The sequence below is a fragment of the Brucella anthropi genome (assembly GCF_046630315.1).
Lineage (GTDB): Bacteria > Pseudomonadota > Alphaproteobacteria > Rhizobiales > Rhizobiaceae > Brucella > Brucella anthropi_A.
Genome location: NZ_LQBD01000004.1, coordinates 1 through 26,534 on the forward strand (window position 1 = coordinate 1; position 26,534 = coordinate 26,534).

Here is a 26,534-nt window from a genome sequence, read left to right on the forward strand (position 1 = left end):
TAGCCGCGCTCGGTAATCTGCGCGACAGCATCGCGCTTGAACTCGTCACTGAAATTGCCAGACCCCATCATGGCCTCCTTGCCTCAAAAATAGGGAAGAAAGCGTCCACAAATCTAGGGGCTATTCAGGCCCCGTTGCGTGCGAGAACCTCATGAATGACCGGGCTCAGTTCTGGTGGTTGCGCTTTAGCCGCCTTTAGAATCTCATCGCGAACACGGCTCTCCGTTAGATTTTGGGCCTTTGATTGAAACGCGGTAAAGCGACTTGGCAGATAGGCAGTCGATGACTGCCCACCACTCCACTCGACACGACCATCTTCGCCACCGTCAGCTATCGTGATTTGCAGGGGTACAGCCGCCCCTCGTAGGGGTATCCCAGCAAGACGGCTTTCAGATAATACGAGGCGTTTCAGGAGCTTCACCAATGTCTTGTCGTCGAGACCGGCGATAAAATCAGGATCGGCTTGAAACAACATAATTCCCCTCTTGCGATATGCTTCCTGCTTAATGTGCCGCCCCAGAAAAACACGCGGGAGTAGCGCACCTCATCATTAGCATGAGTGGTACGTATGATGCGCCCTCGTCAAACGAAAGAATACCGCTATTCACAACGAACCGAGGCCTTGCAAGAAAGAGTGTGGCACGCATAGGAGCAGTGAAACGGTTGCATGTTATCTCGTTATATGAGACGCAGGGATCGAGAAGGGGGACATTGTGTCCCCTAGCCATCCCTGAAAGCCCGGTTTCTAAGGCTTTTGAGCGATGGTGGGCGCTCCCTCCGGGCCCACCATCTTCCCTTTAGCTGTTTTATATCAATGGGTGCATTCCCATTCGTATGGTCGTACCGTACTTATTCTTCTTTTTAAAAATCGGTCTTTAACGACTCGAATTTTTCCTTCAAACGTAAGTTATATGTGAATTCTCTACACTATTTCCGTGACGCTGTGAGCCTGTTTCAATAATATTTACCCCATACATTATAATAATGATGGGGTGCACGGTGAATTATAAATGGGACATACGACCCAATAAACGTTGGGGGGCAGCAATAGTCGCGTCACGTCGGATGAAAATGACGCGAACATCGGTGCTTCGGCGCATGATGCGTATGCTCGTTTTGTCGACGAGTATTGCAAGCACGGGTTTTGCAACAGAAGCTTTTGCCTATGACTATGGGCATTATGCCAATGAGACGCTTGAGCGCCTGATTACTGAATATCCTGGCCGTTATCGCGGTACGACCAGTTTTGCTGGTGCAACAGACTGGATGCAGTCGCGCCTTGGCCTTGGTTACGCGACAACCAGGCAGGATTTTACTTGGGCGGGCAATCGCGGATCACACAATGTTATTGCATCTGCGCCCGGCACGAGCGGCCAGTATCTGGTCCTGGGGGCACATTATGACACCTATTATGGCCGCCCGACGCTGCAGGGGCTCGATGATAACGCCTCGGGTGCTGCGGTCTTGACCGAGATTGCCCGCAATCTGGCCGGTATCCCGCTGGAGAACGGTCTGGAAGTGGTTGGGTTTGGCGCGGAAGAGGAAGGCCTGCGCGGATCGAGGGCCTATGTTGCCGCGCTTAGCGACGAGCAGCGCGCCAATATGGTCGGCATGATTAACCTCGATAGTCTCATCACCGGCGACAGGATGTATGCTCATGCGGGCGGCAACAGCGTCGATAATCCGGCTTTGACTGCTTATCGCGACCAGATTCTGCGCATCGCGAACGAGCTTAATATTCCGCTCTTCACCAATCCTGGTCTCAACCATGAATATCCGGCCGGAACCGGCTGCTGTAGCGACGGCGAAAGCTTCACTGGCCTCGATATCCCGGTCCTGTTCATTGAGGCGACAAACTGGGAACTTGGCGATCTCGATGGCTATCAGCAGACAGACAATCCTGCGATTCCCGGCGGGGCGACCTGGCATATGCCGGGTCTCGATAATAAGGATGTTCTCACCAATGCTTTCGGTCAGGCACGTATTGACCAGAGGCTTGAGGATTTTTCAAGGCTTTTGACACGTCTGGTTCTGGAGTTGACAGGTGCCGATCTGCTGGCGTCGACAGCTTCCGGCGGCACAATGATCCGGCAGATGACGGATCAATTGCAGCGTCAGCATCAGGCACTGGCGGGCCTGCATGATCGCCGTTGGCTCAACTTGCTCGACAGCGATCGCACTGTCGGAACATTTAGCGGCGAAGCCAGTGTGGAAGGGGAAATATACCCCGGCGGTGGCTTCGACGTGCCGGACGCTTCTGATGCCAAGCGTGTCGGCTTTCATCTTCTCGGCGATTATCGCTACAATGAAGCATGGACGCTTGGTGGGAGCCTCAGCTTTCAGCGCAGCCGGGACCAACTGGCCAATGACGGTTCGATTGACGGCGACAGCTGGCAGGGAGCGGTCTATGCCCTTTATCACGATGCTGCCTCAAACTGGTTTGCGGGCGACATGAATATCGGGCGAACCAGCTTCGATAATGATCGCTCAGTCTTCTTGCAGGCGATGAATGGGCCTGTTCTGCTGAACCAGCAATTGCAGTCCGATACCTCCGCCTTGTCCTTGGGCGCGCGCATCGAAGGTGGGCATGATTTTAGCTGGTACGGTATCAAGAGCGGCCCCGTGGCCGGTCTTGATTATATGCACTACCGCATCGATGGCTTCAGCGAAGCGGGTGCTCTCAGAACAGCGCTCGACTATACAAAACAGGGTTTTGATTCGCTTGAGGCCAGTATTGGCTGGCGTCTGCATGGCACGATGGCATTCGCAAACGGTATGGTCCTCAAACCATATACGAGCGTGAAATGGGTGCATGAACTGGCCGATGGGCGTCCTGAAACGATCCGGCTGACCAGCCTGACCGATGGCCGCGATCGCATTGCGCTTCTTGGCGATGCCGACAAGGATTTTGGACGTGCCCAACTGGGAGCCCAGTTGGCTGTGTCAGACAGTATCGGTATGTTCAGTGAAATTAATGCCCGCTTCGCACATAATGATGGAAGCGAGATCGGCTATTCCTTGGGCTTTCAGTTCCGGTTCTAGATTTATAGATCCTGTCAATTTTTCAGAACACCGGCCTGCAGAAGCAGGCCGGTGTTCTGTTTTTCATTAAGCCGAAGAGTTTCAACAAATTTTAGCAGTTCGTTAAGAAAATAGTAACGCAATGAAACAATTTTTTAAGTGACGTGAATTGGCAACAATATGGAGGTTTCGGGCGATGAGAAAAAATGCAACCACCGTTGCGCTGGCATTGGCAGGGTTGGTGGCGAGTTCTCTCGTGGCTTCGGCGAAGACAAGTTATTTGGGTGAGTTCCGCGATTGGGGTGTTTACCAGAGCACCGAGCTTGCGGGCAATAAATGCTATGCCTTGACGGTGCCGATCAATTTTCATCCCGCCGGTGTGCGGCACGGCGATAATTTCGTGATTATTTCAAAAGCTGACGGCCAATACAGCCCCCAATTGGTGATGGGGTACCAGCTGAAGGCTGACAGTACGGTCAATGTGATGGTGGATGGCGCTCGCTTTCCATTCTTCAGCGAAGGCAATCGCGCCTGGGCCGAAAATATCGCCGATGAGGCGAAGCTGATGCGCGCCATGCGTGCTGGCAAGACGCTCAATGTGCAGGCCACATCGGCCCGCGGCACGCAGACCCGCTACACATTTTCATTGATGGGGCTTTCCGCATCCCTGCAACGCGTGGATAGCTGCCGGTAACAAGCAGCAAGCCCTGCCGCAGGGCAGGGCTTGCTGTCGGAAATTACGGTTTTATGAAAGCCAGGTCTGACGATTGTACCAATCGTCCAGTTCGAAACGCACGCGGTCTTTTTCGATGCCATAGCGCTCCTGGATCTTGCCTTCCAACTGCTCGCGCCGACCATTGATCTGATCGAGATCGTCATCGGTGAGTTTGCCCCACTGTTCCTTGATCTTGCCCTTGGCCTGTTTCCAGTTTCCTTCAACACGATTCCAGTCCATTGGTTGGTCCTCCGTTCTGGGTTGGTTATGGATAACTAACGCAGCCGGGCGCGATTGGTTCAGCAGAAATCTGTGAAACCGGCTCAAAGACCCAGGAACTTGAAGGGCTCGCTTTCCTTGAAACTGTCGTTGACGACGCCGTTGAACGTGTTGGTCTGATTGACGCCCAGGTCGAGTTTCCTGACCTTGCCGGTCTCGGGCGAAAAGTCGATTTTCTTCAGGTCGACCCAGAAGACATTCGGCGTCAAGGCGGATTCGAAGAAATAGAGCTTGCGCTTCTGGTCGGCGACAGTCCGCCAGCGCGTCGAGGAAATGTTCGGCTGATCGGGTGTCGTCAGACCGAATGGAACCGAGGTGTTGCGGATGACGCTGAAAACACTGGCGATCATCTGCACAGGGTCTTCGGTTTTGGGGACAGCGTTGACGTAGAAGGAGGCACGGGCGAAACGGTCGGAAGCGCGATTGGTGCCCGGCAGCATGACAGTTCCGCCGATCTGGGTCCAGTAGGCGTTGAGCGCCAGCTGCTCGTCGAAGGTCGGCGAGTTGGTCATTACCTGGTATTGTCTGCCGTGGTGGATCACCTGTTTGCCGTCGATATATTCGATGATCGCGCTGTCGCCGCTGGCATCCGATATGGCAAGATGCAGCGTGGCCAGCCTGTCTTCACCGGGCACCTTGTCGGTAACAATCGTGAATGGATTGGCGCCGAGCGCCTTGACGGCTTCATCGACCGTCGCGAAATTATCGAGTACATATTGCGCCCAGGCCGCGATGCTGAGGCCGGGCGTGGTGCCGTCATATTCGGGATATTGGGATTCGACCAGCCACAGGACGCCAACGGAAAGCCCAGCTTCGTTCAACCCGTCGGTAGTGGAGATATCGTAACCGGAGGCGATGACGCTGCCATATTTCGAGCTCCATTCGAGCGAGTTCTTGCCAGCCTCGCCGGAGCGTTTCATGCCGCGGGGGAATATCCAGAGATTGGTCGCGACATCCACCTTCCAATCCATGGAGCGGGCGGTCATCACCTGGTCGTTGGCCCCATGATACACAAAACGCGTGCATGCCTCGGCAATCGGCGCGACAAACATGCTGCCGGCAACCAGCGCCGTGGTGCAGATGCTGGAAAAAGACCGCTTCAGGATCGGCATGGATCGTCCCCCTGTGATGCCCGTTTCATAGTGAATAAATGAATGCCCTCGCAACGCGATATAAGGCGATGAGCATTGCTGGAAAGGTGGGTGAACGCGCTTTTACCGCTCGCCCATATATCCGCGTTGTTTCCATTGCTGGAGCGGCATGATATCGGGTGGCCCGCCGCCTGCTTCATACCAGGAATCGACGGCCCAACGTTGGCCCTGCCTGTCCTCGAGAACCGCCGTCCAGTGCGGGTAGCGGCCATCGATGAATGCGCCGCGAGAGGTGCGCCGCGCAACGGTGTGGTGCTTCAGCCAGCCGCGCGATTGCAGATAGCGCAGGAAATGATCGGTATTGGTCGATTCATCGATGCAATCCATCTGGCCCTTGATGCGGGCCTTGCCGAACTGCATTCTCGGCTTGTCCCGAATGCCGATGGCCGCGGTGCTGCGCTGCTCGAAGATTGCAACGGCGGTGCGCAGCGCCTTCCGCTCGCCCTCGGCGCTTCTGTTCCCCTTTTGCAGAAGGTTCCGCAGGCGCTGCTCATCCTTTGCGGTCAGCGTAACCCCGGTCCGGTAATGGCAGTCATAGCCATGGCAGACGCGGAAGCTCTGCGCCGAAGCCAGTCCGGCGGGAAGCATCAAACCGAGGAGGACACCAGCACCGAGCAATTTCATCAAATCGCCGCTCCGTATTCGATTGGAAAGATTTCCCTGCAATTTCAGCAAGATAAAATAGATCGAATCTCCCGATATCTTAGCCGCGCTTGTGGCTGGTGAAAAGAAGGGACGGTTCAAGGCGTTCCAGCCCCTGATAGGGATTGGCGTGGATTGCAAGAATCCAGAGGCAGAACGAGGCCGTGAGCGCGTAAATGACAAGCGCCTTCACACCAGCCCGCACGCGGTCGGCATGGGTTGCCGCGATGGTGATCGCCGTCAGAAATGTCAGCGAAAGCACGAGATACCATTTGTAATAGTCGATCGAGGTCGACCCCACGGCCAGGCGCATATTGCGCGCATCCTGCAATTCATCGAAATCGTTGATGAGTTGGGAGATGATCGGAGACGGTATATCGGCGCGCGCCAGATTGATGATTTCGCGCCGGATATTCTGCAACGCCGTTTCAACGGAACCGGCCGGTTCGACATTGATCCTGTCGCGCCATTCATCGTCGATGACGGCGGTGCGATAGCCGGTAAGTGCAGCCTTGAGCTTCGGTGCGTTCAGGATCTCCGTGCCGGATGTCCCGATCAGGCGGGAAATGGCCGAGCGCTCCTGGCTGGTAGCCTGGTCGGCCCGCGAATTCACGCTCCATATATCGGCGGCCACAAAGCCCAGCGACAGGGCCCAGGCTGTGGCGATGGTGCTGATGAAGGCGCCAATCGGAATGGAAAGAATGTCGTTGGCCGCGTGTTTGGACAGCATATCAAGCGCAAAGCGCCCGACCGCATAGAACACAATTCCAAGGACGACGAATGCCGCAAAAGAAAGATAGATCGGCAGTTCGAAAATATAAGTCATTCATTCCCCCACATAATGTTTGGCCTATTATTAGGGGAAGTTGTTGAATTTTACTTATAGCGGTTCCTGCTTTAACGGAATCGTCGGAACCGCTCTATCTATTTGTTTTGTCGCATTTGCCTCACGCATCGAAGCGGGAACAGAAATCAGTCCAGTGGACTGATTTCCCCGCGTAGACGTTTCACGCTTTTGGCTCGAAAATGCTCAGTACTACAGCTGCAACTGTCGTGTTCGAACGGACCAACGGGCACGGCGAACAAAAGGCCCGCCGGCAAGGCCGACGGGCCAAACAAACGAAACCAATTCTGGCAAGAGTCAGAACGAGACGGAGAAGCCGATGACCGGCCCGTGCTGGGTCACGTCATATTTGAATTTCTCGACCGTATCACTGTCCTTGTAGTTCTGGTAAAGCGCGCGATAACCGACACGGAATGTCGTGGGAACATCGAAGACAAGCGTGCGATAGCCCAGATAGATCTGGCCATTGGCACTCAGCTTGGTGCCCGCGCCGAAACCGCCAATGTCGGCCTCGGCGAAGATGTTCCACCGATCGTTGATATCGTAGAAGACGCGGGTTCCGATGAACGGGTCGGTCCAGTCCGTCTTGCGGCGCTCGTTGAACGGGCCGGTTTCAAGGCCGGCCTTCAACTGGGTCCAGCGAACGCCAATGGTCGGCTCGATGGCGAAAACGCGCTGATCTCCGTAGAGCGTGGTGCCGCCCAGATCCTTTTCATAGACGCGGTAATAGGCGCCGCCCGTCAGCGTGGTCGAGGTGAGGTCGAGCGCAAGCTCGTTGTCGCGCAGGTTCTCGTCCTGACTGGTCTTGACGTACTGGCCGTCAATGTAAAAACCCATCGTGCCATTGTTGACTTCCACATTGCCCATGAAAGTCATGTCGAGATTGTCGAAAATTTCCCGGAAGGGGACATTCACATCCGTGCTGCGACCCAGCAGGCCGGCGCTGCCATTCAGCGATGCACCCCACACATAGGGGCTGAAAATGACGCGCCACCTTTGCTGGTCCTGGATTTCGGGCTGGGTGGGTGACACGATGTCGGCTGCCAGGCTGATCGATGTAGTTGTTACTAAAACAGACAAAGCTAATATAGCATTACGCATCGTTCCACCAAGTAAACTTTTCCTGTGTATGTCGTAATTTCGCCTGGACACGATGAATCCCCTCGGAAACTTGTTTTAGCAATACATAAAAGAATTGCCGGAAACGGTGTGAAATGATAATTATGTTAATCATGAGAAGAAATAAACTGAAAAATGTGAGTAAGATAAAGTTTTCCTCTGTTGACTTGGCGGGGTGAGGGCCATCTTATTCAGCGGGACGTGAGCGCTTCCGCCGAATATCGGCCGGTGGGCTGCTGTTCCGTTATTTCGTTCATTTTTACTCAGCTATGAGGTCGTCATGGAAAAGTCTTGCTGGAAAACATCGCGCCGGATACTGGCGCGGGGCGCAGCTACCTTCCTTATCGCAGCAGGTCTGATTGTTCCGCAGGCCGCGCTTGCCTGCACCAGCTTCGTGCTTCCAACCAGCGATGGTGGCATGGTTTATGGCCGGACGATGGAATTCGCGTTCGACATGAAGTCCGACATGATTGCCATTCCGCGCAATTACGAGATAACGGCAAGCGCGCCGGAGGGCGCGGCGGGCAAAAAGTGGAAGGGCAAATATGCCACGATCGGCATGAATGCCTTCGGTATCGTCGCCCTCACCGACGGGATGAACGAGAAGGGGCTTGCGGGCGGCATTCTCTATTTCCCAGAATATGCCAAATATCAGGCCCCGTCCACGGCAAAGCCGGAAGACAGCCTTTCCCCATGGGATTTCCTGACCTGGGCGCTGACCAATTTCTCGACGGTGGCGGAAGTCAAGGATGCCTTGAGCACCATTGCCGTGGTCGATGTGAAGCAGAAGGACATGGGCTTTACCCCGCCGGTCCACTACACGCTGCATGATGCGACCGGCGCCTCCATCGTCATCGAGCCGGTCGACGGCAAGCTCAAGGTCTATGACAACAAGATCGGCGTGATGACCAATTCGCCGTCTTTCGACTGGCACATGACCAATCTGCGCAACTACGCTTATTTCTCGCGCGAGAATCCGAAGCCGTTGCAGATTCTTGGCGATACGATCCAGTCCTTCGGTGAAGGTGCCGGCATGCATGGCGTGCCCGGCGATACCACGCCGCCGTCGCGTTTCGTGCGCGCCAGCGCCTTCGTTCTTTCCGCCAAGAAAGTACCGAGCGGCCCGGAAAGCGTTCGTCTGGCCGAACATATCGCCAATAATTTCGACATTCCCAAGGGATGGATCGAAGATCAGAATATGTTCGAATATACCCAGTGGACAGCAATCGCCGATATGAAGAACGATGTTTATTACATCAAGACTTACGACGATCAGGTATTGCGGTCTTTCAGCTTCAAGGACTTCGATGTCGCGGGCAAGGATATCACGACGGTCAAGATGAGCGCCAGGCTGGATGCGCCTTCGATCACCGAGAAGAAATAGGGCCATTGCCCTTTGATCGGGAAAGGCGGCCAGCGGCCGCCTTTTTCATGGGGTCAGGGAACATCGTCCGACGCCGTCGGCCCGCCTTCGTTTTCAAGATTTGCAATGCGTCGGGTTTCCGACCGGCTGAACTTCAGCCTGACGCCGGCCCCGCCGCCATTTTCCGGGATGAACTGCGCTCCGGCCTTTCCGAGCGCTTCGGCAAGGGCCTCGATCATGGCATCCGATGGCTTGCCGAGCTTGCGTTCGAACTGTTCAATGGTCGCCGCGTCGATCCCCGACAGTTGCGCCAGGCGATCGCGCGAGATTTCCACGAGCGCCCTGGCGGCACGGCATTGAGGTCCGGTTATCGTCATTCGTTTCTCCCCTTTGCAATGTGTGAAAGACAAATGCTGGCAATGCGCTCTCAAGCGTGTCGCAATTTATCGTAGTCATACGACACGCTTTAATGATGGTCGGAATTGCCGCCCTTCTTCCCCGCGCCATTGATGATTGCTTCAAGCAGCCAGGGTTTGTGGTCGATGATGTCGGAAAGTTCACGCAGGCCGATATTCGCCCCCGCATCCTTCAGCAGCTCGCCCGCGACGGAGGCCGATCCATTTTTGCCCTCTCGCGCCATGCGGTGTGCCCGCCGGATCAGAAGCTCCGGCTGTGAGAAACTGCTTTCGGCCAGTCTCTTCTCAATTCGACGCTGTAGCTCTTCCGGCGCAATCATCTTTTGAATTTCCTCATGTCATGACAGGGCCGTCACCGACAGCGGTTCGCAGCCTCTTTTATGAATTTATGGTGTGATACTGTTTTTGCCACGCGACAATTCGTACAGGCAAAGCGTTTGAGAGGTTTCTACTGCCGGGGCAGGCGCCTGTGATTGCTACTTTAGTCTCGGTGAATAGTAACGAAATATTTCAACACATCAAATCCGCAAATCAGACAAATTATTGCCACGCTTTCTCTTGTTTGCGCCTGGCCTCCTACTTACATAGCCGATACGCCTTTGCGGGAAGAGGGGCGGTCAGGAGAGCGCATGACGGGAAGCGGTGATCGCCCCGTCCGGTACGACGGCCTGTGCCTGTTTCCGTTTGATAACAATAATAATTCGATGGTTGGAAATGGCCACTCTTCGTTATTTCATCTGGCCCATGGTTTTTACCGTAGTGGGTCTCGCAGGTGCAGTCTGGCTCGGTTTCGAGATGACCGGCACTTTTGGGGGAATGGTCTCCGTCTTCATCATCTGCGCGGTTTTGAGCGTTCTCGAAATCTCGCTGTCCTTCGATAATGCCATCGTCAATGCGCGCATCTTGCGCGACATGACGCCGGAATGGCAGCATCGCTTCCTGACATGGGGCATCATCATTGCCGTTTTCGGCATGCGCATCGTCTTTCCGCTGGCCATTGTCGCGATTGCTATGTGGACCGACCCGATCTCGGCGCTGAAGCTGGCGATCTGGCAACCCAATGAATATGCCCGCGTGATCTCGGAATCGCATACCGGCATCGCTGCCTTTGGCGGCACATTCCTGCTGATGGTCGGCATGAAATATTTCTTCGACGTCGAAAAGGACGTGCATTGGATCAAGCTTATCGAAAGCCGGATGTCCAAATTCGCTTCGGTTCAAGGTGTCGAGATCGGCGTCGCCATCGCTCTCATCATCTTCTTCTCTTATCAGCTCGATGCCGAGCATTCGCACACATTCCTGATTGCCGCCCTGTTCGGCCTTCTGACCTTCCTTGCCGTCGAAGGGCTGGGCGAGATTCTGGATGCGACGCAGGAACAGATGGATATGGTGCATCGCGGCGGCCTCGGCGCCTTCATCTATCTTGAAGTGCTCGATGCCAGCTTCTCGTTCGACGGGGTGATCGGTGCATTCGCGCTGACCACGAACCTTTTCGTCATCGCCATCGGCCTTGGCATCGGCGCATTCTATGTGCGTTCGCTCACCATCATGCTGGTGGAGCGCAAGACGCTCGGACAGTATCGTTATCTCGAACATGGCGCGTTTTATGCCATCCTGGTTCTGGCGGTCATCATGTATGTCCAGACGCTGGTACATATTCCGGAAGTCATCACCGGCCTTATCGGCGCGGCCTTGATCGGCCTCTCCTTCATGTCGTCGCTGCGCTATAACCGGCTCAACCCCAACTGGCAGGAAGAAGCCGAAGAGGCCCCAGGGCATTGAACGCCCTCATATCAGTGGATCAAAAGGGCGGCTTCGGCTGCCCTTTTTGTTGGCCTTGACCGAATCGCCGGAGTTGAGGACCATCACCGCATGCGCGTGACATCGCGCTCATGCCGCAGACCGTTTTCTAAAGGGAGCATGATCGGCGCGCGGCGGCTAATTCCGGAAAGGGAATTCCATGGTCGTGACACGGTTGAGCAAAACCGCCTTCGTGGCGGCAATCGCCTTTTTCGCAACGCTGGTTTCATTCGGTAACATCACCGACTACGACACCAATTTCGGGTTTGTGCAGCATGTCCTGATGATGGACACGATCTTCCCCGATGCCACGATCAAATATCGTGCCATCGATAATCCGACGCTGCACAATGCCGCCTATATTCTCATCATAGCGGCGGAAACGCTGACCGCGATCCTGTGCTGGATCGGAGCGTTTGCCATGCTGGGCCGTGTCGGCGAGCGGGCGGCAAGTTTCAACCGCTCCAAGAAATGGGCCATTGCCGGGCTGTCGCTCGGCTTTCTGGTCTGGCAGGTGGGCTTCATGTCCGTCGGCGGAGAATGGTTCGGCATGTGGATGTCGCAGACATGGAACGGGATCGAATCCGCCTTCCGCTTCTTCATCACCATCATTGCCGTATTGATCTTCGTGGCGATGCCGGACGGGGAGCTAGAGTAGATGCGATGCTGAAACAGGCTCGTCGATCAGTTCGACGCCAGCCTGTTTCATCTTTTGCAGCATGATGTCCATGGAGCCGTTGAGATCGATCCCGCGACTGGCATCAAGGCGCACGCGCACCTGAAAGCCTTCGGCGGCGGCGTCGAGGGCCGAATAGGCGACGCAGAAATCGGTGGCCAGACCCGCCAGCGTCAGCGCGCCGATATTGCGTTCGCGCAAATATCCGCCAAGGCCGGTGGGCGTCTTGTGATCGTTCTCATAGAAGGCGGAATAGCTGTCCATGCCGATGCGAAAGCCCTTGCGAATGACAAGTTGTGCCCGCGTCCATTGCAGTTTGGGGTGAAAATCCGCCCCATGGCTGCCCTGCACGCAATGGTCGGGCCAGAGCGTTTGCAGGCCATAGGCCATTTCTATCGTGTCGAAAGGCCTGGCATGGGAATGGGTCGAGGCAAAGCTTGAGTGATTGGCCGGGTGCCAGTCCTGGGTCAGGATCACGTGTTCGCTTTCGTCGATCAGCCGGTTGAGGGTGGGGATGATGTCGTCACCGCCTTCAACCGCCAGCGCACCGCCGGGGCAGAAATCATTCTGGACGTCGATAACCACAAGTGCATGGCCGATCATAAGGCGCTCCGCTTCATTGCTGTCTGTTGGACTATAGCCAGACGATTTTCGCGAAACCAGCAAATATGCGCGTTCTGGTATAACATCGGCATTGGTGATAGGGACGGCTCAAACCACAAACAGACAGGAACCCCATCATGACAGACGTAATCGTCCGCGACAGCAACGGCACTCAATTGAATGACGGCGATTCCGTCACGCTCATCAAGGATCTGAAAGTCAAGGGAACCTCCACGACATTGAAGCGCGGAACGCTGGTCAAGGGCATTCGCCTGACCGGAAATCCGGCTGAAGTCGATTGCAGCACCAAGCAGGTCAAGGGGTTGGTGCTGCGGACTGAGTTTCTGAAGAAAGCTTAGCACTACAGTTGCATTCTTCGTGATGCCGGGCTGCAAAGAGCAATTTGTCTGCGTTCCGGTGCTCACGTACCTTTAAGTACGCTGCGCTCCGGTACTCGAAAATCACTCTTTTCGCCACGGCCTGACGAATTTGCAACTGTAGTGTTAGGCTCAGGCATCGATCTCCACGCGACCGCGAGGGCGGCTGCAGCAGGCGAGGATATAGCCTTCCGCGATCTCGTCATCGCGGATGCCGCCATTGTGGTTCATTTCCGTCTCGCCGCCGAGGCATTTGACCTTGCAGGTGCCGCAGATGCCGAACTCGCAGGCGCTTGGAATCTTGAGCCCGCCATTGCGGGCGGCAAGCAGGATCGTATCGTTTTCGGTGCATTCGACTTCAACGCCTGAAAGGCTGAAGACGACGCTGGCCGGGGCGACCGCCGGGGCGGCGGGCGCTGCCGCAGGCGTTTCGGAAAGCGATGACGGCACCGGGACCGACGAAATCTCGCTGGCCGGGTTGAAGCTTTCCTGATGGTAGTTGGCCATGTCGAAGCCCGCATCTTCCAAGAGGCCGCGCACGCCGTTCATGAACGGTTCCGGCCCGCAGCAGAAGACTTCACGATGCAGAAAATCGGGCGCCAGCAGCTCAAGCCGGGCGCGGTCGATGCGCCCATGCAGGCCCGGCCAGACGTGCCGCGCGGAAGATTGTTCGACGATGAAGGCCAGCCGCATGGCTTCCATGCGACCGGCGAGCAGTTCCAGTTCGCGGCGGAAGATGATGTCGTCCGGCGTGCGCGCGCAATTGATGAAGGCGACGTCGGTTGCCGGTGCGCAGTCGAAGAGCCAGCGCGTCATGGAAACCATCGGCGTGATGCCGGAACCGGCGGAAATGAAGAGATATTTTTCGCCCGGATGGTTGGCGAGCGAGAAATCGCCGTTCGGCCCGTAAGCCTTGATCTTCATCGGCGGACGCAGATTGTCGAGCATCCAGCGCGTGCCGATACTGTCTTTCTGCGCCTTGACGGTCACGGAGATATGGTAGGGACGCGACGGGGTTGAGGACAGCGTATAGGTGCGCAATACCGGCCCCAGGCCGTCCGAGCGCTCTATCGGCAATTCCAGAGTGACGAACTGGCCCGGCGTATAGCGGAACCAGTTGTCCTCGGCGGTCTTGAAGGAGAAGGTCATTACATCCGGCGCTTCTTCGATGGCCGAGATGCATTCCAGCATCTGCAACCTGTCGTTCCACGGCAGCATCTCGTCCAGATATTTCAGAGGCTGCATGGCCTTCTCACTTCCCGATTCATATTACACTATCAGGCGACGCGGCTGAGCTTTGCCGTTTCACCGCGCAGGCGCGGCGTAATGGTGTTGGTGTACCATTCGAGGAACTGCATCACGCCGCCTTCATGTTCGACCGAATAGGGGCCGGGCTGATAGGCGGGCGAGCGAATGCCGACCGCATTTTCCTCCACGATCTGCCGGTCCTGATCATTGGTCTGTATCCAGACATGGGTGAGTTCATCGAGGTTGTAATCGACGCCTTCCACCGCATCCTTGTGGACCAGCCATTTGGTGGTGACGAGTGTTTCCTCGGCGCTGATCGGCAGAACCCGGAAGGAAATCGCGTGATCCGCCATCAGGTGGTTCCAGGTCGAGGGATAGTTGAACAGCAGCATGGCGCCGATATTCGTGCTGCCTGCCACCTGATCGCTCAACGGCTTCCTGACCGCCGCCTTGCCGGACATGGTATAGCTCACCGCGTCGCGCAGAAGCGGGATGCGGGTGATGCGATAGCGTCCGTCTTCGGACATGTTGAATTCCGCGGGCAGGCCGACGCTGGCGCAATTCTTCCAGAGCTGATTGATCTCCGGGTCTTCCATCACGCCCTGCACGCCGGTGGCCGATGGCGCTTCCGGATAGGTGCGGCAAAGCTCGGGATGGTTCGCGGCGCAGTGATAGCACTCGCGGTTGTTTTCCCAGACAAGCTTCCAGTTGCCCTTTTCGATGATCGAGCTTTCAAAGGCGACCTTCGCATCCTTGATGTTGTGCGGCGCGAGATAGGGTTCGACCAGATTGCGGAAGGCACCGAAATCAGGCGCTTCGTCGGCCACGCAGACATAGATATAGCCGGCGACGGTTTCGCAATGCACCGGTTTCAGGCCGTATTCGGCCGGCTTGAAGTCAGGGCCGACCTGACGGGCGAAGAGCAGGCGTCCGTCCAGTTCGTAGGTCCACTGGTGATAGGGGCAGACGAGCTTTGCGGCGGTTCCCTTTTCAGCCGCGCAGATGCGCGAGCCGCGATGGCGGCAGGAATTGTGGAAAGCGCGAATGCCGCCCTCAGCATCGCGAACGATGACGACGGGATAAGCGCCGATCTGCACGGTCATGTAGGAGCCGGTCTTCGGCAGCTCGCAATCATGGCCGACAAACAGCCAGTCCTTGTAGAAGATGTTCTCCAGATCGAGCTTGTAATAGTCGGGATCGGTGTAGAATTTCTGCTCCAGGCTGAAATTGGGGTCGCGCCCGGTCAACAGCCCCAGCATTTCCCCCAGCGCTTTATTGCGAACGTCCATAGAATCGAACCCTTGCTTTCCATCTTGGATCGGCCTTGCGCTGTTCTCCCAGCGACCATGGCTCGATCCGGTGTTCCCTTTGTCTTCCAGAAGCGCGGCTTGTCCCGTTATCTCAATGGCTTGCCCACATCTCCCGAGGTCTGTGAACTGGCTTCCGTTACGCTGATTCAATCACTGAACTATTCCAAACGCGCATTGGGATGCGACATGGTTTTCGCGTAAAGACGACACGTCAAAATATCGCGTTCACGACGTTTCCGGGATTGCAAATTGGTTTAAAAGCCAGTTACCACGTCAACCATATCCCAATCTGTTTCATCCCATGGGAGGATCGGTGGCCATGAAACGTTCTGAAATCAACGAGATCATTCGTGAAAGCGACGCATTCATCCGCTCTTTCGGCTATGTCATGCCGCCATTCGCATATTGGTCGCCCGAGGAATTGAAGGCGCGCACCTCGTCCGATGCCCATGCCATCCGCGAGGCGCGTCTTGGCTGGGATATCACCGATTACGGGCAGGGCAAGTTTGCCGATCTCGGCCTGTTCCTCTTCACCACGCGCAACGGCAATGCCGCGGACCTCAAGCGCGGCGGCGGCATGCTCTATGCCGAAAAGATCATGATTTCGCGTGAAAACCAGCTTTCGCCCATGCATCGCCATGTGGTGAAGGCGGAAGACATCATCAATCGCGGCGGCGGCACGCTGGTGCTGGAACTGTTCAACTCGCTGCCGGATGGCAGCGTGGACGAGGAAACCGATGTGACGGTCGCAACCGATGGACGCCTTGTGACGCAGAAGGCGGGCGCGCATCTGAAGCTCCAGCCGGGCGAAAGCGTCACGCTGCTGCCGGGCAACTGGCACGCTTTCTGGGGCGAGGGCGGCGACGTGCTGATCGGCGAGGTTTCGACCGTCAATGACGATCTGACCGATAATATTTTCCGCGAGCCGATCGGCCGTTTTTCGGATATCGAAGAAAATGAAAAGCCGCTGCATCTCTTGGTCTCAGACTACGACAAGTGGCTTTAATCCCAACTGAAGGACTGAACATATGAAGCTGGCGATGATCGGAACGGGCTATGTGGGTCTGGTTTCGGGCGTGTGTTTTGCCGAATTCGGCTTTCACGTCACTTGCGTCGACAAGAATCCGTCGATCATCGAGCGGCTGAAAGCCGGGAAAGTCACCATCTTCGAGCCGGGGCTCGATGAGCTGATGACCCGCAATATTCGCGATGGCCGGCTGGAGTTCAGCACCGATCTTGCCGTCAGCGTCGCCGATGCCGATGTCATCTTCATCGCGGTCGGCACGCCGTCGCGTCGCGGCGATGGCGAGGCGGACCTGCAATATATCGAGGCGGCCGCGGATGAAATCGCCGCCGCCATGAAGCCGGGCGCCGTGGTCGTCATCAAATCGACGGTGGTGGTGGGCACCAATGCGCGCATACGCGACCGCATCAGGGCTGCCAATCCGGGCGTGCCGTTCTCCATGGTGTCCAATCCGGAATTCCTGCGGGAAGGTTCGGCCATCGAGGATTTCATGCGGCCTGACCGTGTGGTGGTCGGTGTGGAGGACGAGCGCGGCAGGGCCGCGATGCAGCGCCTCTATCGTCCGCTTTACCTGCGTGAAACGCCGATGGTCGTCACGTCGCTGGAAAATGCGGAAATCATCAAATATGCGGCCAATGCCTTTCTGGCCATGAAGGTGACATTTATCAATCAGGTTGCCGATCTTTGCGAGAAGACCGGCGGCAATGTGCAGGAAGTGGCGCGCGCCATCGGCATGGACAACCGCATCGGCTCGAAATTCCTGCATGCCGGTCCGGGTTTCGGCGGGTCGTGCTTTCCGAAGGACACGCGCGCCTTCGCGGCAACCGGCAAGAAATATGATGCGCCGCAATCGCTGATCGAGCAGGTCATCGCGGTCAATGAGGCGCGCAAGCAATCCATGGCCGAACGGATCGTGACTGCGGCAAAGGAAAGCGGTGCGGATACGGTTGCGGTTCTGGGCGTCGCCTTCAAGCCGAACACGGATGATATTCGTGAATCCCCCGCGCTCGACATTATCGCCGCCATTCAGAAGGCCGGGATCAAGGTTCAGGCGCATGATCCGGAAGCCATGGATGCGGCCAGGGCCGTGCTTCCCGGTGTCGTCTGGTGCAATTCGGCTTATGAAGCGGCGAAGGGTGCCGGTGTTGTTGCCCTGTTGACCGAATGGAATGCCTATCGCGCGCTCGATCTGAAACGGCTCGCCCATGTCATGGCCGGACATGTGCTGATCGACCTGCGCAATGTCTACAAGGCCGAGGATATTGCGGGCACGGGGCTTGATTATCGTTCCGTCGGGCGGACGCTTCCGGTCTGAGTGAAATGCCGGGGGGATTTATTCCCCGGCTGTCAGCCGCTTCTTTTCATTGGCGATGAGCCAGAGATTGCGGATATAGACGACGAGGCCAAGCGCTTGCCCCGCGATGAAGACCGGGTCCTTGCGCTGGATCGCATAGATCAGAAGCAGCGTGCCGCCGAAAAGCGAGAAGAACCAGAAGGCAACCGGCATGACGCTGCGCTTTGCCTTTTCGGACGCCAGCCACTGCACGACGAAGCGCATGGTAAAGCAGGCCTGCGCGACGAAGCCTAGCACGATCCAGCCGTCCCACTGCGCCACGAAGACCTCGTGCAGCCATTGCGACAGGCTGTTGAAAATATCAGTCATGGGTGATCTCCCTCACGCGGGGAACAACCTTGCGGCGCTTGCGCAGCCACCAGACGCCATAAAGGTCCAGAATGCCGCGCACGCCACGGTCCAGAATGCCGTAATTGGATTTGCCGTGGCGGCGTTCGCGGTCGACCACATCCACATGCACCACATCGTAGCCTTCGCGCAGCGCCAAGGCAGGCAGATAGCGATGCCATCCGTCGAAGAACGGCAATTGCCGGAAAAGATCGGTATGCAGCGCCTTCAGGCCGCAGCCGGAATCGCGCGTCTTGTCCTTGAGGATCGCACCGCGCAGATTGTTCGCAAAGCGTGACGAAAGCTGCTTGAGTTTCGTATCCGTGCGCTTGAGGCGCTGTCCGGCGGCAATGCCGTAGTCAGGCCCGGCCTTCATCAGGGCGTCCGCCAGAACCGGGAGATAGGCGGGGTTGTTCTGCCCGTCGCCATCCATGGTCACGACAATCTTGCCGCGCGCTGCAAAAACACCGGAGCGCACGGCCGCACTCTGGCCGGACGAGCGGTCATGGCGCAGATGGCGCAGCGGCTTGCCCGCATGGATGCGGCCCGCGAGCACATCGCTGGTCGAGTCCGTCGAACCGTCGTCGACGACGATGACTTCATATGCGCGGCCCTGCATGGCGGCATCGACCTCATCCAGCAAAAAGGCGAGATTGTCAGCTTCGTTGCGGCAGGGGATAACCACAGAAATCATCGGTGTTTCCAAGCGGAGTGTTCCTTCATTCCTCGCGCTATCTGCATAAGCCCGGCTTTCCTGCCCGGAAACCCGATAGTGCGCAAGGCGCGCTCCATAGCATTGATTGGATGGTAAAGCCAAGACGGTTCAAGTAATCGTGAGTTTTGGCCCTAGTAAATGGTCGTGTGATCGGTTGACTGCCGTTTTTTAGCCGGACATCGCCGGATACGGAAGAGCTTCCGCCAGCCAATCCAGAAAATTCTGCGTCACCTGATCCCGGTTGATCTCGTTGAGGCTCTCGTGGCGGGTGCCGGGCAGGATCGTGCATTGCACACGCTCGAAACCCATTTTCCGCATTCTCTCCGCCAGCCTGCGCACAGCAGCACCGTTTGCCGTTGCCGGGTCTTCCGCCCCGCCCACGAGATTGAACGGCATGTTGCGTGGAACTTCCGCGAAGTTTCGATTGTCGGCGCCGCGCCGGATCATGCGGAAAATATCGATCCACAGCGCCACACTGGCATCAAAGCCGCACAAGGGATCGGCGATATAGGCATCGACTTCCGCCGGGTCGTGCGAAAGCCAGTCGAACAGCGTGCGGTGGCCCTTTATGGACCGGCCCCAGGCGCGGAAGGTCATTTTCGGCAGGATGCTGCTCGGCACGTCCGAGCCTTTCAGCATGCGCTCCATATAAAGGAGTGCGAGGGCCGCAGCGCTTTCCGCGCCGCCGTCGAAATTTGCGTTCCAGATTGCCGCCGCATCGACTGTATCGGCGTGATCCAGCACATAGTTGAGCGCGATGAGCCCGCCCATGGAATGGCCGAAAAGCACCACCGGCAGGCCCGGATGGTTCTCGTGGATATGCCGGTTGAGCGCCCGCACATCCTCGATGGCCACGCAATAGCCGAGCTTCCGTGCGAACATTCCCCTTGGCGCATGAGCGCCGATATTGCCGCCATGCCCGCGATGGTCGTGGATATAGATGTGGTAGCCCGCCGCGGCCAGGGCATGGGCAAAGCGCTCATAGCGCGCGGAATGTTCGGCAAGGCCGTGGCATAGCTGGACAACCCCTCGCGGCATGTCCGCGCGGACGCAGCGGAACGGAAGTTTCGTTCGGCCGGAAACGGCGAGATGGTGAATGGTTTTGAATGTCATTGCGCCATCTGATTTTATGCCGTGCAAATAGTCAATCATCCCCGGTGCGGCGTCATAAAAACAGGCATTGGAACGGAGGGTGAATGAATTTTAGGCAGTCGCGTTTTTTGTGCAGATTCTGCTTGAAAAGCGCAAAAGCTTAAGCAAATCTAGCTTTGCAGGCGGAGTTTTGAAGGGCAATCAGGGGCGTCTAAACAGGATTCCACGTCATAACTTGCAGGCCGTCCGATGAAGGGGAGGAAACTTTCGCGGGCGGTGGCCAGAGGGGAAACCGGGTGACGGAAATATCCGCGCCCGGTTTCATTATTGATGGTTTTCATCAGAGTTTGATTTGCGGTTCAGACGGCTGCCATTTCACGGGTTGCCGTTTGCGTCCGGGGCATATTTGGCCTACATACGCGTCAGTGTCTGATCCAAAAGTCGCCATGCCTGGCTGCAAATGACGATCTTCTGCGCTTCCGGTGCTCATGTACTTATGTACACTGCGCTCCGGTTCTCAAAAATCATCATTTTCGCTACGGCCTGACGCTTTTTGATTCAGACACTCAGCAATTTCCGCGCGGTTCGCACGATCGGCGACCCGCGCTTCTCAACCTGCGGAGACGACGCGCTTTATGGCACGCCAGTTCATTTATCACATGTCCGGCCTCAACAAGGCTTATGGCAACAAGAAGATTCTGGAGAATATCCATCTCTCCTTCTATCCCGATGCCAAGATCGGCATTCTGGGCCCCAACGGCGCCGGCAAGTCGACCGTTCTCAAGATCATGGCCGGTCTCGACAAGGAATATACCGGCGAGGCCTGGCTCGCGGAAGGTGCGACCTGCGGTTATCTCCCGCAGGAGCCGGAGCTCGATCCGTCCAAGGATGTGCTCGGCAATGTGATGGAAGGCGTCGCCGACAAGAAGGCGATCATCGACCGTTACAACGAGCTGATGATGAATTATTCCGACGAAACGGCGGATGAAGGCGCAAAGCTTCAGGACATCATCGACAGCCAGAATCTCTGGGATCTGGAAAGCCAGGTCGAGATGGCCATGGAAGCGCTGCGCTGCCCTCCGGGCGATGCGGATGTCACCAAGCTTTCGGGCGGTGAAAAGCGCCGCGTGGCGCTGTGCAAGCTTCTGCTTTCCAAGCCTGACCTGCTGCTTCTCGACGAACCGACCAACCATCTGGACGCTGAAACCACGGCATGGCTGGAAAAGCATCTGCGTGAATATCCGGGTTCCGTGCTCATCATCACCCACGACCGCTATTTCCTCGACAATGTGACGGGCTGGATTCTTGAGCTCGATCGCGGTCGCGGCATTCCTTATGAAGGCAATTATTCCGCCTATCTGGAAGCCAAGGCCAAGCGCATGGCGCAGGAAGGCCGCGAAGAAGCGGCGCGCGAAAAGGCGCTGTCGCGTGAACGCGAGTGGATTTCGGCGAGCCCCAAGGCGCGTCAGGCCAAGTCCAAGGCCCGTATCAAGGCCTATGACGAGCTGGTGAAGAGCGCGGAAGAACGCCGCCCCGGCGATGCGCAGATCATCATCCCGGTTGGCGAGCGTCTGGGCCAGGTGGTCATCGAGGTCGAGAACCTGTCGAAAGGCTTTGGCGACCGCCTGCTGATCGACGATCTTTCCTTCAAGCTGCCGGCGGGTGGCATTGTGGGCGTGATCGGCCCCAACGGCGCCGGTAAATCGACGCTGTTCAAGATGCTGACGGGACAGGAACAGCCGGATAATGGTTCGGTTCGGATCGGGGAGACGGTCCATCTGTCCTATGTCGACCAGAGCCGCGACGCGCTGGATGCCAACAAGACCGTCTGGGAAGAGATTTCCGGCGGTAATGACGTCATCAAGCTCGGCAAGTTTGAAATGAACAGTCGCGCCTATTGCGGCGCGTTCAACTTCAAGGGCGGGGACCAGCAGCAGAAGGTCGGCAACCTTTCCGGTGGTCAGCGCAATCGCGTTCACCTTGCCAAGATGCTGAAGTCCGGCGGCAATGTGCTGCTGCTCGACGAACCGACCAACGATCTCGACACCGAAACGCTCGGCGCGCTTGAAGATGCGCTGGAAAATTTCGCTGGCTGCGCGGTTATCATCAGCCACGATCGTATGTTTCTCGACCGCTTGGCAACGCATATTCTCGCATTCGAAGGCGACAGCCATGTCGAATGGTTCGAAGGCAATTTCGAGGATTACGAAGCCGACAAGATCCGCCGTCTCGGGCCGGACAGCGTCAACCCGAAACGGGTGACATATAAGCCGCTGACGCGGTAACTGCTCTCGAAGGCCGGTGCATCGCACCGGCCTTTTTGCTGGACGAAAGGAAGCACGATGAAGGACTGGTCCGCGCAGCAATATCTGAAGTTCGAAGACGAACGCAGCCGTCCGGCGCGCGATCTTCTGGCGCAGATACCGATCGACAGGCCGCGCAAGGTGGTCGATATCGGATGCGGGCCGGGCAATTCGACAGAGCTTCTGGTCGAGCGCTGGCCGGATGCCGAGGTGTCCGGTTTCGATACGTCGCCCGACATGATCGGGAAGGCGAGGGCCCGTTTGCCAAATGTGCCCTTTTGGCTCGGTGATGTAACGACCTTCGAGCCGGACCGGGATACGGACGTTCTGTTCTCCAATGCTGTTTTTCAATGGCTTCCGGATCATATCGAGCAGATGCAACGGCTGCTTTCATTGTTGAAGCCGGGCGCCGTCCTGGCGGTGCAGATGCCTGACAATATGGGCGAACCAACCCATGTCGCCATGCGCGAGATTGCAGGCAGAAAGGCGTTCGTGGCCAAGATCGGCGACAAGGCGCGCGCGCCATTGCCGTCCGTCAGCACCTATTATGATGCCTTTGCCGGTCATGCTTCTCGCATCGATATCTGGCACACGATCTATAATCACCCGCTCGACGGCGTGAAGGCCATCGTGGAATGGGTGAAGGGAACGGGGCTGCGTCCCTTCCTTGACCCGCTCGATGAGGCCGAGCAGCGCGATTATCTCACGCAGTACGAAGTTGCGCTCAAGGAACATTATCCCGCGACCAGGGATGGCAAGGTTCTGCTGCGTTTCCCCCGAATTTTCCTAGTTGTCTCTCATCGGTGAAGATTTAATGTTGGTAGAAATTATTCTTATTAGAAATGACTAATTTAAGTAAATACGATATTTGATTTTTCAACTTTAAGGTTGTTGTATGTATTCATTTATTATTCAATAAGAATATTACTGTAAAAATTTGCTTTCTCCCAGGGGAATGACGGCCTTTGCTGGGATAGAGGGGATATCAATATGCAATCTGGTGGCGATTATGGTCGCGGGCTCCCTGATTCATTCAACTTTTGGGTGCGGGACGTTTTGAATAATTGGCGTTTGGCATGTCGCTGGCGCTCAACAGTCTCTTATAGTGCGCTAGCTGTCGCGGGGGTGATGTTCTTGGCTGCGCCGGCTGCGCATAGTGCCAGTTATTCTGTATCGAACGAGGCGGAATTGGCTGCCGCCATTGCCCAGGCAAACAACGACGGTGATGCTTCTTCAACCATTACGTTCACAGGGAGTGTCGATCTGGCTAACCCTACGGCGTTACCGGCAATTACAAAGAATCTCACCATCGATATGGGCTCGTATGGGCTTACAACATCAAAAGACAGTGTGCTGAATATTGGCGCTGATGCAGAATTGACTTTTGTTGGAAAGCATTTTGGTTCCGGCGAACTTGTCAAGAATGGCGAGGGTATCCTCAACATCAATTCCAGCGGCGAGTACAAGAATAGAATTCGCATCAATGGTGGTGCGATTTATATCCAGAACGGTGCTCAGGTGACAAGCGGAACACCGAGCACTGGTGGACTATATATCGCACAGGATCCATCGTCGTCAGCAAGCCTCGTTGTAAAAGGGCAGGGCACGGTCCTCAATGTGATGAGAAACATCATGACATTGGCGAGCGGGGTCGATTCCGTCGGAACAATCCGCGTTGAATCGGGCGCTGTCTTCACCGCTGACAACTCGTTGACGATGGCGCAGGTGAACGGTTCTCAAGGCTACCTTGTCGTTACCGGCAAGGGATCTTCGTTCAGTCCTAAAAGCTTCACAATTCAGGACGGCGAAGGCTTTGTTACCGTTGCCGATGGAGGCCAGATTGTAAACGATGGCCTTGTTCTCGTCGGCGGCAAGAACAAATTGATGAAGGGAACGGGGTCTGGTTCGATCCTTGTTACAGGAGCCGGCTCGAAATGGGCTACCGCGAACACCTATTATCTCATGGAAGGTGATCTATCGGTCAGCGATGGCGGGTTGGTGCAGGCCAGTCAGTTGCTGATAGGCACTCTCAAGGATGGTACAGCGGTAACGACGGTTTCCGGTCAGGATTCCGCATTGGTCAATCTGGACAGTGGCAGTAGTGATCTTCAGCTTGGAACAGCCGGTACGGGCACGCTGACCGTAAAGAACGGTGGCAAAGTCAGGACCGGCAACGGAACGGGCGCTATCAAGGTTGCAACCAGCGCGACCGGCAAGGGTACACTCAATATTGGCGGCGCCGAAGGTGAGGCTGCCGCTGCGGCCGGCGCCCTCGAAGCAAGCGCGATCCAGTTCGGTGCCGGGGCGGGCGCTCTCAACTTCAATCATATTGAAAAAGATTATGTTTTTGACGTCGCAGTCAAAGGCAAGGGAACGATCAGCCAGATCGGCTCGGGGCGCACCAGCTTCAATGGCGACCAGACGGCCTTTATCGGCGTAACCAATGTCAAAAATGGCATCCTGTCCGTGAACGGTACGCTTGGCGGCACGATGAATGTGCTTGGCGGCCGTTTGCAGGGCATTGGCACGGTGGGCTCAACTGTGCTCGATGCGGACGGAATCATCGCCCCCGGCAATTCCATTGGTACGCTGACGATCAACGGCAATCTGGAAGGCAAGGGCGGGCTTGTCGAGATCGAGACTGTACTCGGCGACGACAATTCCCAGACCGATCGCCTGGTTGTCACCGGCGATACGTCCGGCACGGCCAATGTCCGCGTCATCAATCGTGATGGTGAAGGCGCCCCGACCGTAGAAGGCATAAAGATCATTGAGGTTGGCGGTCAATCGGACGGTGTTTTCTCCCTTAAGGGCGATTATCCGATCAACGGCCAGCAGGTTGTTGTCAGCGGCGCTTACGCTTATCGCCTTGTGAAGAACGGCGTTACCGACCCGACTGACGGCGACTGGTATCTCCGGTCTGAATTGAAGCCGAAGGAGCCGGAAGTTCCGGTCACGCCAGTCGATCCGGGCAATACGCCGCCCGCAGAACCATCCCACGATCCAGAGCCGGCCAAGCCGCTCTATCAAGCGGGCGCGCCGCTTTATGAGGTCTATCCGCAGGTGTTGCAGGAGCTGAATGCACTTCCCACCTTGCAGCAGCGTGTCGGCAATCGTTACTGGACGGGCGAGAGCGGCGAGGGGGTCGTGATCGACGGAAACAGCTCCGTCTGGGGGAGGGTCGAAGGGGCGCATAATCGTCTTGATGTGCGCAGAACGACCACCGGGACAAGCCACGAAACCGATATCTGGAAATTGCAGGCCGGCATCGACGGTCAGTTCTACGAGAGCGAGGCGGGCGGCCTCATCGGCAGCATAACCGGCCATTACGGCAAGGCTTCCGCCGATGTCACCTCGGTCTATGGCGCCGGCACGATCGACACGGACGCCTATGGTGTGGGCGGCACGCTGACATGGTATGGCGATAACGGGTTCTATGTCGACGGACAGGGGCAGGCCACCTGGTTCGACAGCGACCTGTTCTCCGATATCGCTGCGCAAGGGCTCGCCAATGGCAACAAGGGCTTTGGCTATGCTTTCAGCCTTGAAACCGGAAAACGCACCGCAATCGCGCCGGGCTGGACGCTGACGCCGCAGGCGCAGCTTGTCTATTCGTCCGTCGATTTTGACAGTTTCAACGATGGTTTCGACGCTCGTATCCGGCTTCGCAGCGGCGACAGCCTGATCGGACGGCTCGGCCTGTCTGCCGATTCTGAAGAGCGCTGGCAGGGGCGCGACGGCCTTGCCTCCCGCGCCAGCGTCTATGGCATTGCCAATCTCTATTACGATTTCCTCAATGGCACGAAGGTCAACCTTGCCGGTCTGGATTTCGTCAATGATAACGATCCCTTGTGGGGCGGCATCGGCCTTGGCGGCACCTATGACTGGGCGGCTGGCAGATATGCGCTTTATGGCGAAACCCTGCTCAAGACCAGCCTCTCGCATCCGGGCGATAGTTTTGGTGTCAATGGAACGGTCGGATTGAAAGTTTCGTTCTGACCTTGATGTCGGAGGCTTCGCCTCCCTGGCCCGGCGGCACATTTCACGAGAAATTTACCGGCCCCTTCAGCTTCGACGGGCCGGTAAAAATTGCAATATTTCAACAGGTTGAAGGCAGCGCGAAACAATGTTCCGCGCTGCCTTCTCCATTTCGGT

25 protein-coding genes are annotated in these 26,534 nt (G+C 56.7%); 11 read left to right on the forward strand and 14 right to left on the reverse strand.

Annotated elements, in window-relative coordinates; all coding sequences use genetic code 11:
• Positions 1–124: 124 nt before the first annotated feature.
• On the reverse strand, positions 125–475 hold the full coding sequence (locus AVM02_RS02505; protein ID WP_411505453.1) for a hypothetical protein: 351 nt from the start codon (positions 473–475) through the stop codon (positions 125–127).
• Positions 476–1,071: 596 nt separating this feature from the next.
• Here AVM02_RS02505 and AVM02_RS02510 point away from each other — a divergent pair.
• Complete coding sequence (locus tag AVM02_RS02510) at positions 1,072–3,042, forward strand: autotransporter domain-containing protein (RefSeq protein WP_411505454.1); 1,971 nt, start codon at positions 1,072–1,074, stop codon at positions 3,040–3,042.
• Positions 3,043–3,217: 175 nt separating this feature from the next.
• Positions 3,218–3,715 (forward strand): invasion associated locus B family protein, encoded by a 498-nt coding sequence (locus AVM02_RS02515; RefSeq protein WP_411505455.1) that lies wholly within the window; start codon positions 3,218–3,220, stop codon positions 3,713–3,715.
• 51 nt (positions 3,716–3,766) lie between these two features.
• Here AVM02_RS02515 and AVM02_RS02520 read toward each other — a convergent pair whose 3' ends face one another.
• The 5 genes from AVM02_RS02520 to AVM02_RS02540 all read right to left on the reverse strand — a co-directional run bounded on the left by AVM02_RS02520 (position 3,767) and on the right by AVM02_RS02540 (position 7,753).
• Positions 3,767–3,976: a CsbD family protein gene (locus tag AVM02_RS02520; protein ID WP_411505456.1), complete on the reverse strand. Its 210-nt coding sequence runs from the start codon at positions 3,974–3,976 to the stop codon at positions 3,767–3,769.
• 83 nt (positions 3,977–4,059) lie between these two features.
• Positions 4,060–5,127: a linear amide C-N hydrolase gene (locus tag AVM02_RS02525; RefSeq protein WP_411505457.1), complete on the reverse strand. Its 1,068-nt coding sequence runs from the start codon at positions 5,125–5,127 to the stop codon at positions 4,060–4,062.
• Between the two features lie 102 nt (positions 5,128–5,229).
• Positions 5,230–5,790, reverse strand: a complete 561-nt coding sequence (locus tag AVM02_RS02530) for a hypothetical protein (protein ID WP_411505458.1) — start codon at positions 5,788–5,790, stop codon at positions 5,230–5,232.
• 79 nt (positions 5,791–5,869) lie between these two features.
• A complete protein-coding gene (locus AVM02_RS02535; RefSeq protein WP_411505459.1) occupies positions 5,870–6,634 on the reverse strand; it encodes a hypothetical protein in 765 nt (254 codons plus the stop codon).
• 315 nt (positions 6,635–6,949) lie between these two features.
• On the reverse strand, positions 6,950–7,753 hold the full coding sequence (locus tag AVM02_RS02540; protein ID WP_411505460.1) for a hypothetical protein: 804 nt from the start codon (positions 7,751–7,753) through the stop codon (positions 6,950–6,952).
• 298 nt (positions 7,754–8,051) lie between these two features.
• Between AVM02_RS02540 and AVM02_RS02545 the strand changes: the two genes are divergently transcribed.
• Entirely contained in the window at positions 8,052–9,155 is a 1,104-nt protein-coding gene (locus AVM02_RS02545; RefSeq protein ID WP_411505461.1) for a choloylglycine hydrolase family protein, read from the forward strand.
• A gap of 53 nt (positions 9,156–9,208) precedes the next feature.
• Here the strand turns inward: AVM02_RS02545 and AVM02_RS02550 are convergent, their stop codons facing one another.
• Both AVM02_RS02550 and AVM02_RS02555 read right to left on the reverse strand, forming a co-directional pair.
• A complete protein-coding gene (locus AVM02_RS02550; RefSeq protein WP_411505462.1) occupies positions 9,209–9,511 on the reverse strand; it encodes a helix-turn-helix domain-containing protein in 303 nt (100 codons plus the stop codon).
• Positions 9,512–9,600: 89 nt separating this feature from the next.
• Positions 9,601–9,870, reverse strand: a complete 270-nt coding sequence (locus tag AVM02_RS02555; protein ID WP_411505463.1) for a hypothetical protein — start codon at positions 9,868–9,870, stop codon at positions 9,601–9,603.
• A gap of 394 nt (positions 9,871–10,264) precedes the next feature.
• On the opposite strand from AVM02_RS02555, the gene AVM02_RS02560 reads away from it, so the two are divergent.
• On the forward strand, positions 10,265–11,332 hold the full coding sequence (locus tag AVM02_RS02560; RefSeq protein WP_411505464.1) for a DUF475 domain-containing protein: 1,068 nt from the start codon (positions 10,265–10,267) through the stop codon (positions 11,330–11,332).
• Positions 11,333–11,510: 178 nt separating this feature from the next.
• Positions 11,511–12,008, forward strand: a complete 498-nt coding sequence (locus AVM02_RS02565) for a DUF2165 family protein (protein ID WP_411505465.1) — start codon at positions 11,511–11,513, stop codon at positions 12,006–12,008.
• Here AVM02_RS02565 and pncA read toward each other — a convergent pair.
• Entirely contained in the window at positions 12,000–12,629 is a 630-nt protein-coding gene (pncA, locus tag AVM02_RS02570; protein ID WP_411505466.1) for a bifunctional nicotinamidase/pyrazinamidase, read from the reverse strand. The genes AVM02_RS02565 and pncA overlap by 9 nt on opposite strands.
• 137 nt (positions 12,630–12,766) lie before the next feature.
• On the opposite strand from pncA, the gene AVM02_RS02575 reads away from it, so the two are divergent.
• Positions 12,767–12,988, forward strand: coding sequence for an alkylphosphonate utilization protein (locus AVM02_RS02575; RefSeq protein WP_006467255.1), 222 nt, complete (start codon positions 12,767–12,769; stop codon positions 12,986–12,988).
• Between the two features lie 150 nt (positions 12,989–13,138).
• On the opposite strand, the gene AVM02_RS02580 is transcribed toward AVM02_RS02575, so the two are convergent.
• Together AVM02_RS02580 and AVM02_RS02585 are read right to left on the reverse strand one after the other, a co-directional pair.
• A complete protein-coding gene (locus AVM02_RS02580; protein ID WP_411505467.1) occupies positions 13,139–14,251 on the reverse strand; it encodes a 2Fe-2S iron-sulfur cluster-binding protein in 1,113 nt (370 codons plus the stop codon).
• 32 nt (positions 14,252–14,283) lie between these two features.
• A complete protein-coding gene (locus tag AVM02_RS02585; RefSeq protein WP_411505468.1) occupies positions 14,284–15,543 on the reverse strand; it encodes an aromatic ring-hydroxylating oxygenase subunit alpha in 1,260 nt (419 codons plus the stop codon).
• 340 nt (positions 15,544–15,883) lie between these two features.
• On the opposite strand from AVM02_RS02585, the gene AVM02_RS02590 reads away from it, so the two are divergent.
• Positions 15,884–16,570: a D-lyxose/D-mannose family sugar isomerase gene (locus AVM02_RS02590; RefSeq protein ID WP_411505469.1), complete on the forward strand. Its 687-nt coding sequence runs from the start codon at positions 15,884–15,886 to the stop codon at positions 16,568–16,570.
• A 22-nt stretch (positions 16,571–16,592) separates the two neighbouring features.
• Positions 16,593–17,903, forward strand: coding sequence for a UDP-glucose dehydrogenase family protein (locus tag AVM02_RS02595; protein WP_411505470.1), 1,311 nt, complete (start codon positions 16,593–16,595; stop codon positions 17,901–17,903).
• 18 nt (positions 17,904–17,921) lie between these two features.
• On the opposite strand, the gene AVM02_RS02600 is transcribed toward AVM02_RS02595, so the two are convergent.
• The 3 genes from AVM02_RS02600 to AVM02_RS02610 all read right to left on the reverse strand — a co-directional run bounded on the left by AVM02_RS02600 (position 17,922) and on the right by AVM02_RS02610 (position 20,097).
• Complete coding sequence (locus AVM02_RS02600) at positions 17,922–18,251, reverse strand: lipid-A-disaccharide synthase N-terminal domain-containing protein (RefSeq protein WP_411505471.1); 330 nt, start codon at positions 18,249–18,251, stop codon at positions 17,922–17,924.
• On the reverse strand, positions 18,244–18,975 hold the full coding sequence (locus AVM02_RS02605; protein WP_411505472.1) for a glycosyltransferase family 2 protein: 732 nt from the start codon (positions 18,973–18,975) through the stop codon (positions 18,244–18,246). The genes AVM02_RS02600 and AVM02_RS02605 overlap by 8 nt, the downstream gene beginning before the upstream one ends.
• Before the next feature lie 177 nt (positions 18,976–19,152).
• Positions 19,153–20,097, reverse strand: a complete 945-nt coding sequence (locus AVM02_RS02610) for an alpha/beta fold hydrolase (protein ID WP_411505473.1) — start codon at positions 20,095–20,097, stop codon at positions 19,153–19,155.
• Positions 20,098–20,711: 614 nt separating this feature from the next.
• Between AVM02_RS02610 and ettA the strand changes: the two genes are divergently transcribed.
• The 3 genes from ettA to AVM02_RS02625 all read left to right on the forward strand — a co-directional run bounded on the left by ettA (position 20,712) and on the right by AVM02_RS02625 (position 26,378).
• A complete protein-coding gene (ettA, locus tag AVM02_RS02615; protein ID WP_411505474.1) occupies positions 20,712–22,361 on the forward strand; it encodes an energy-dependent translational throttle protein EttA in 1,650 nt (549 codons plus the stop codon).
• 57 nt (positions 22,362–22,418) lie between these two features.
• Positions 22,419–23,186, forward strand: a complete 768-nt coding sequence (gene tam, locus AVM02_RS02620; protein WP_411505475.1) for a trans-aconitate 2-methyltransferase — start codon at positions 22,419–22,421, stop codon at positions 23,184–23,186.
• Positions 23,187–23,756: 570 nt separating this feature from the next.
• On the forward strand, positions 23,757–26,378 hold the full coding sequence (locus tag AVM02_RS02625; protein WP_411505476.1) for an autotransporter outer membrane beta-barrel domain-containing protein: 2,622 nt from the start codon (positions 23,757–23,759) through the stop codon (positions 26,376–26,378).
• The last annotated feature ends 156 nt before the right edge of the window (positions 26,379–26,534 follow it).

Coding starts and splice junctions, on each gene's coding strand:
- AVM02_RS02505 (WP_411505453.1), bottom strand. CDS start 475: ATGTTGTTTCAAGCCGATCCTGATTTTATCGCCGGTCTCGACGACAAG.
- AVM02_RS02510 (WP_411505454.1), top strand. CDS start 1,072: ATGACGCGAACATCGGTGCTTCGGCGCATGATGCGTATGCTCGTTTTG.
- AVM02_RS02515 (WP_411505455.1), top strand. CDS start 3,218: ATGAGAAAAAATGCAACCACCGTTGCGCTGGCATTGGCAGGGTTGGTG.
- AVM02_RS02520 (WP_411505456.1), bottom strand. CDS start 3,976: ATGGACTGGAATCGTGTTGAAGGAAACTGGAAACAGGCCAAGGGCAAG.
- AVM02_RS02525 (WP_411505457.1), bottom strand. CDS start 5,127: ATGCCGATCCTGAAGCGGTCTTTTTCCAGCATCTGCACCACGGCGCTG.
- AVM02_RS02530 (WP_411505458.1), bottom strand. CDS start 5,790: ATGAAATTGCTCGGTGCTGGTGTCCTCCTCGGTTTGATGCTTCCCGCC.
- AVM02_RS02535 (WP_411505459.1), bottom strand. CDS start 6,634: ATGACTTATATTTTCGAACTGCCGATCTATCTTTCTTTTGCGGCATTC.
- AVM02_RS02540 (WP_411505460.1), bottom strand. CDS start 7,753: ATGCGTAATGCTATATTAGCTTTGTCTGTTTTAGTAACAACTACATCG.
- AVM02_RS02545 (WP_411505461.1), top strand. CDS start 8,052: ATGGAAAAGTCTTGCTGGAAAACATCGCGCCGGATACTGGCGCGGGGC.
- AVM02_RS02550 (WP_411505462.1), bottom strand. CDS start 9,511: ATGACGATAACCGGACCTCAATGCCGTGCCGCCAGGGCGCTCGTGGAA.
- AVM02_RS02555 (WP_411505463.1), bottom strand. CDS start 9,870: ATGATTGCGCCGGAAGAGCTACAGCGTCGAATTGAGAAGAGACTGGCC.
- AVM02_RS02560 (WP_411505464.1), top strand. CDS start 10,265: ATGGCCACTCTTCGTTATTTCATCTGGCCCATGGTTTTTACCGTAGTG.
- AVM02_RS02565 (WP_411505465.1), top strand. CDS start 11,511: ATGGTCGTGACACGGTTGAGCAAAACCGCCTTCGTGGCGGCAATCGCC.
- pncA (WP_411505466.1), bottom strand. CDS start 12,629: ATGATCGGCCATGCACTTGTGGTTATCGACGTCCAGAATGATTTCTGC.
- AVM02_RS02575 (WP_006467255.1), top strand. CDS start 12,767: ATGACAGACGTAATCGTCCGCGACAGCAACGGCACTCAATTGAATGAC.
- AVM02_RS02580 (WP_411505467.1), bottom strand. CDS start 14,251: ATGCAGCCTCTGAAATATCTGGACGAGATGCTGCCGTGGAACGACAGG.
- AVM02_RS02585 (WP_411505468.1), bottom strand. CDS start 15,543: ATGGACGTTCGCAATAAAGCGCTGGGGGAAATGCTGGGGCTGTTGACC.
- AVM02_RS02590 (WP_411505469.1), top strand. CDS start 15,884: ATGAAACGTTCTGAAATCAACGAGATCATTCGTGAAAGCGACGCATTC.
- AVM02_RS02595 (WP_411505470.1), top strand. CDS start 16,593: ATGAAGCTGGCGATGATCGGAACGGGCTATGTGGGTCTGGTTTCGGGC.
- AVM02_RS02600 (WP_411505471.1), bottom strand. CDS start 18,251: ATGACTGATATTTTCAACAGCCTGTCGCAATGGCTGCACGAGGTCTTC.
- AVM02_RS02610 (WP_411505473.1), bottom strand. CDS start 20,097: ATGACATTCAAAACCATTCACCATCTCGCCGTTTCCGGCCGAACGAAA.
- ettA (WP_411505474.1), top strand. CDS start 20,712: ATGGCACGCCAGTTCATTTATCACATGTCCGGCCTCAACAAGGCTTAT.
- tam (WP_411505475.1), top strand. CDS start 22,419: ATGAAGGACTGGTCCGCGCAGCAATATCTGAAGTTCGAAGACGAACGC.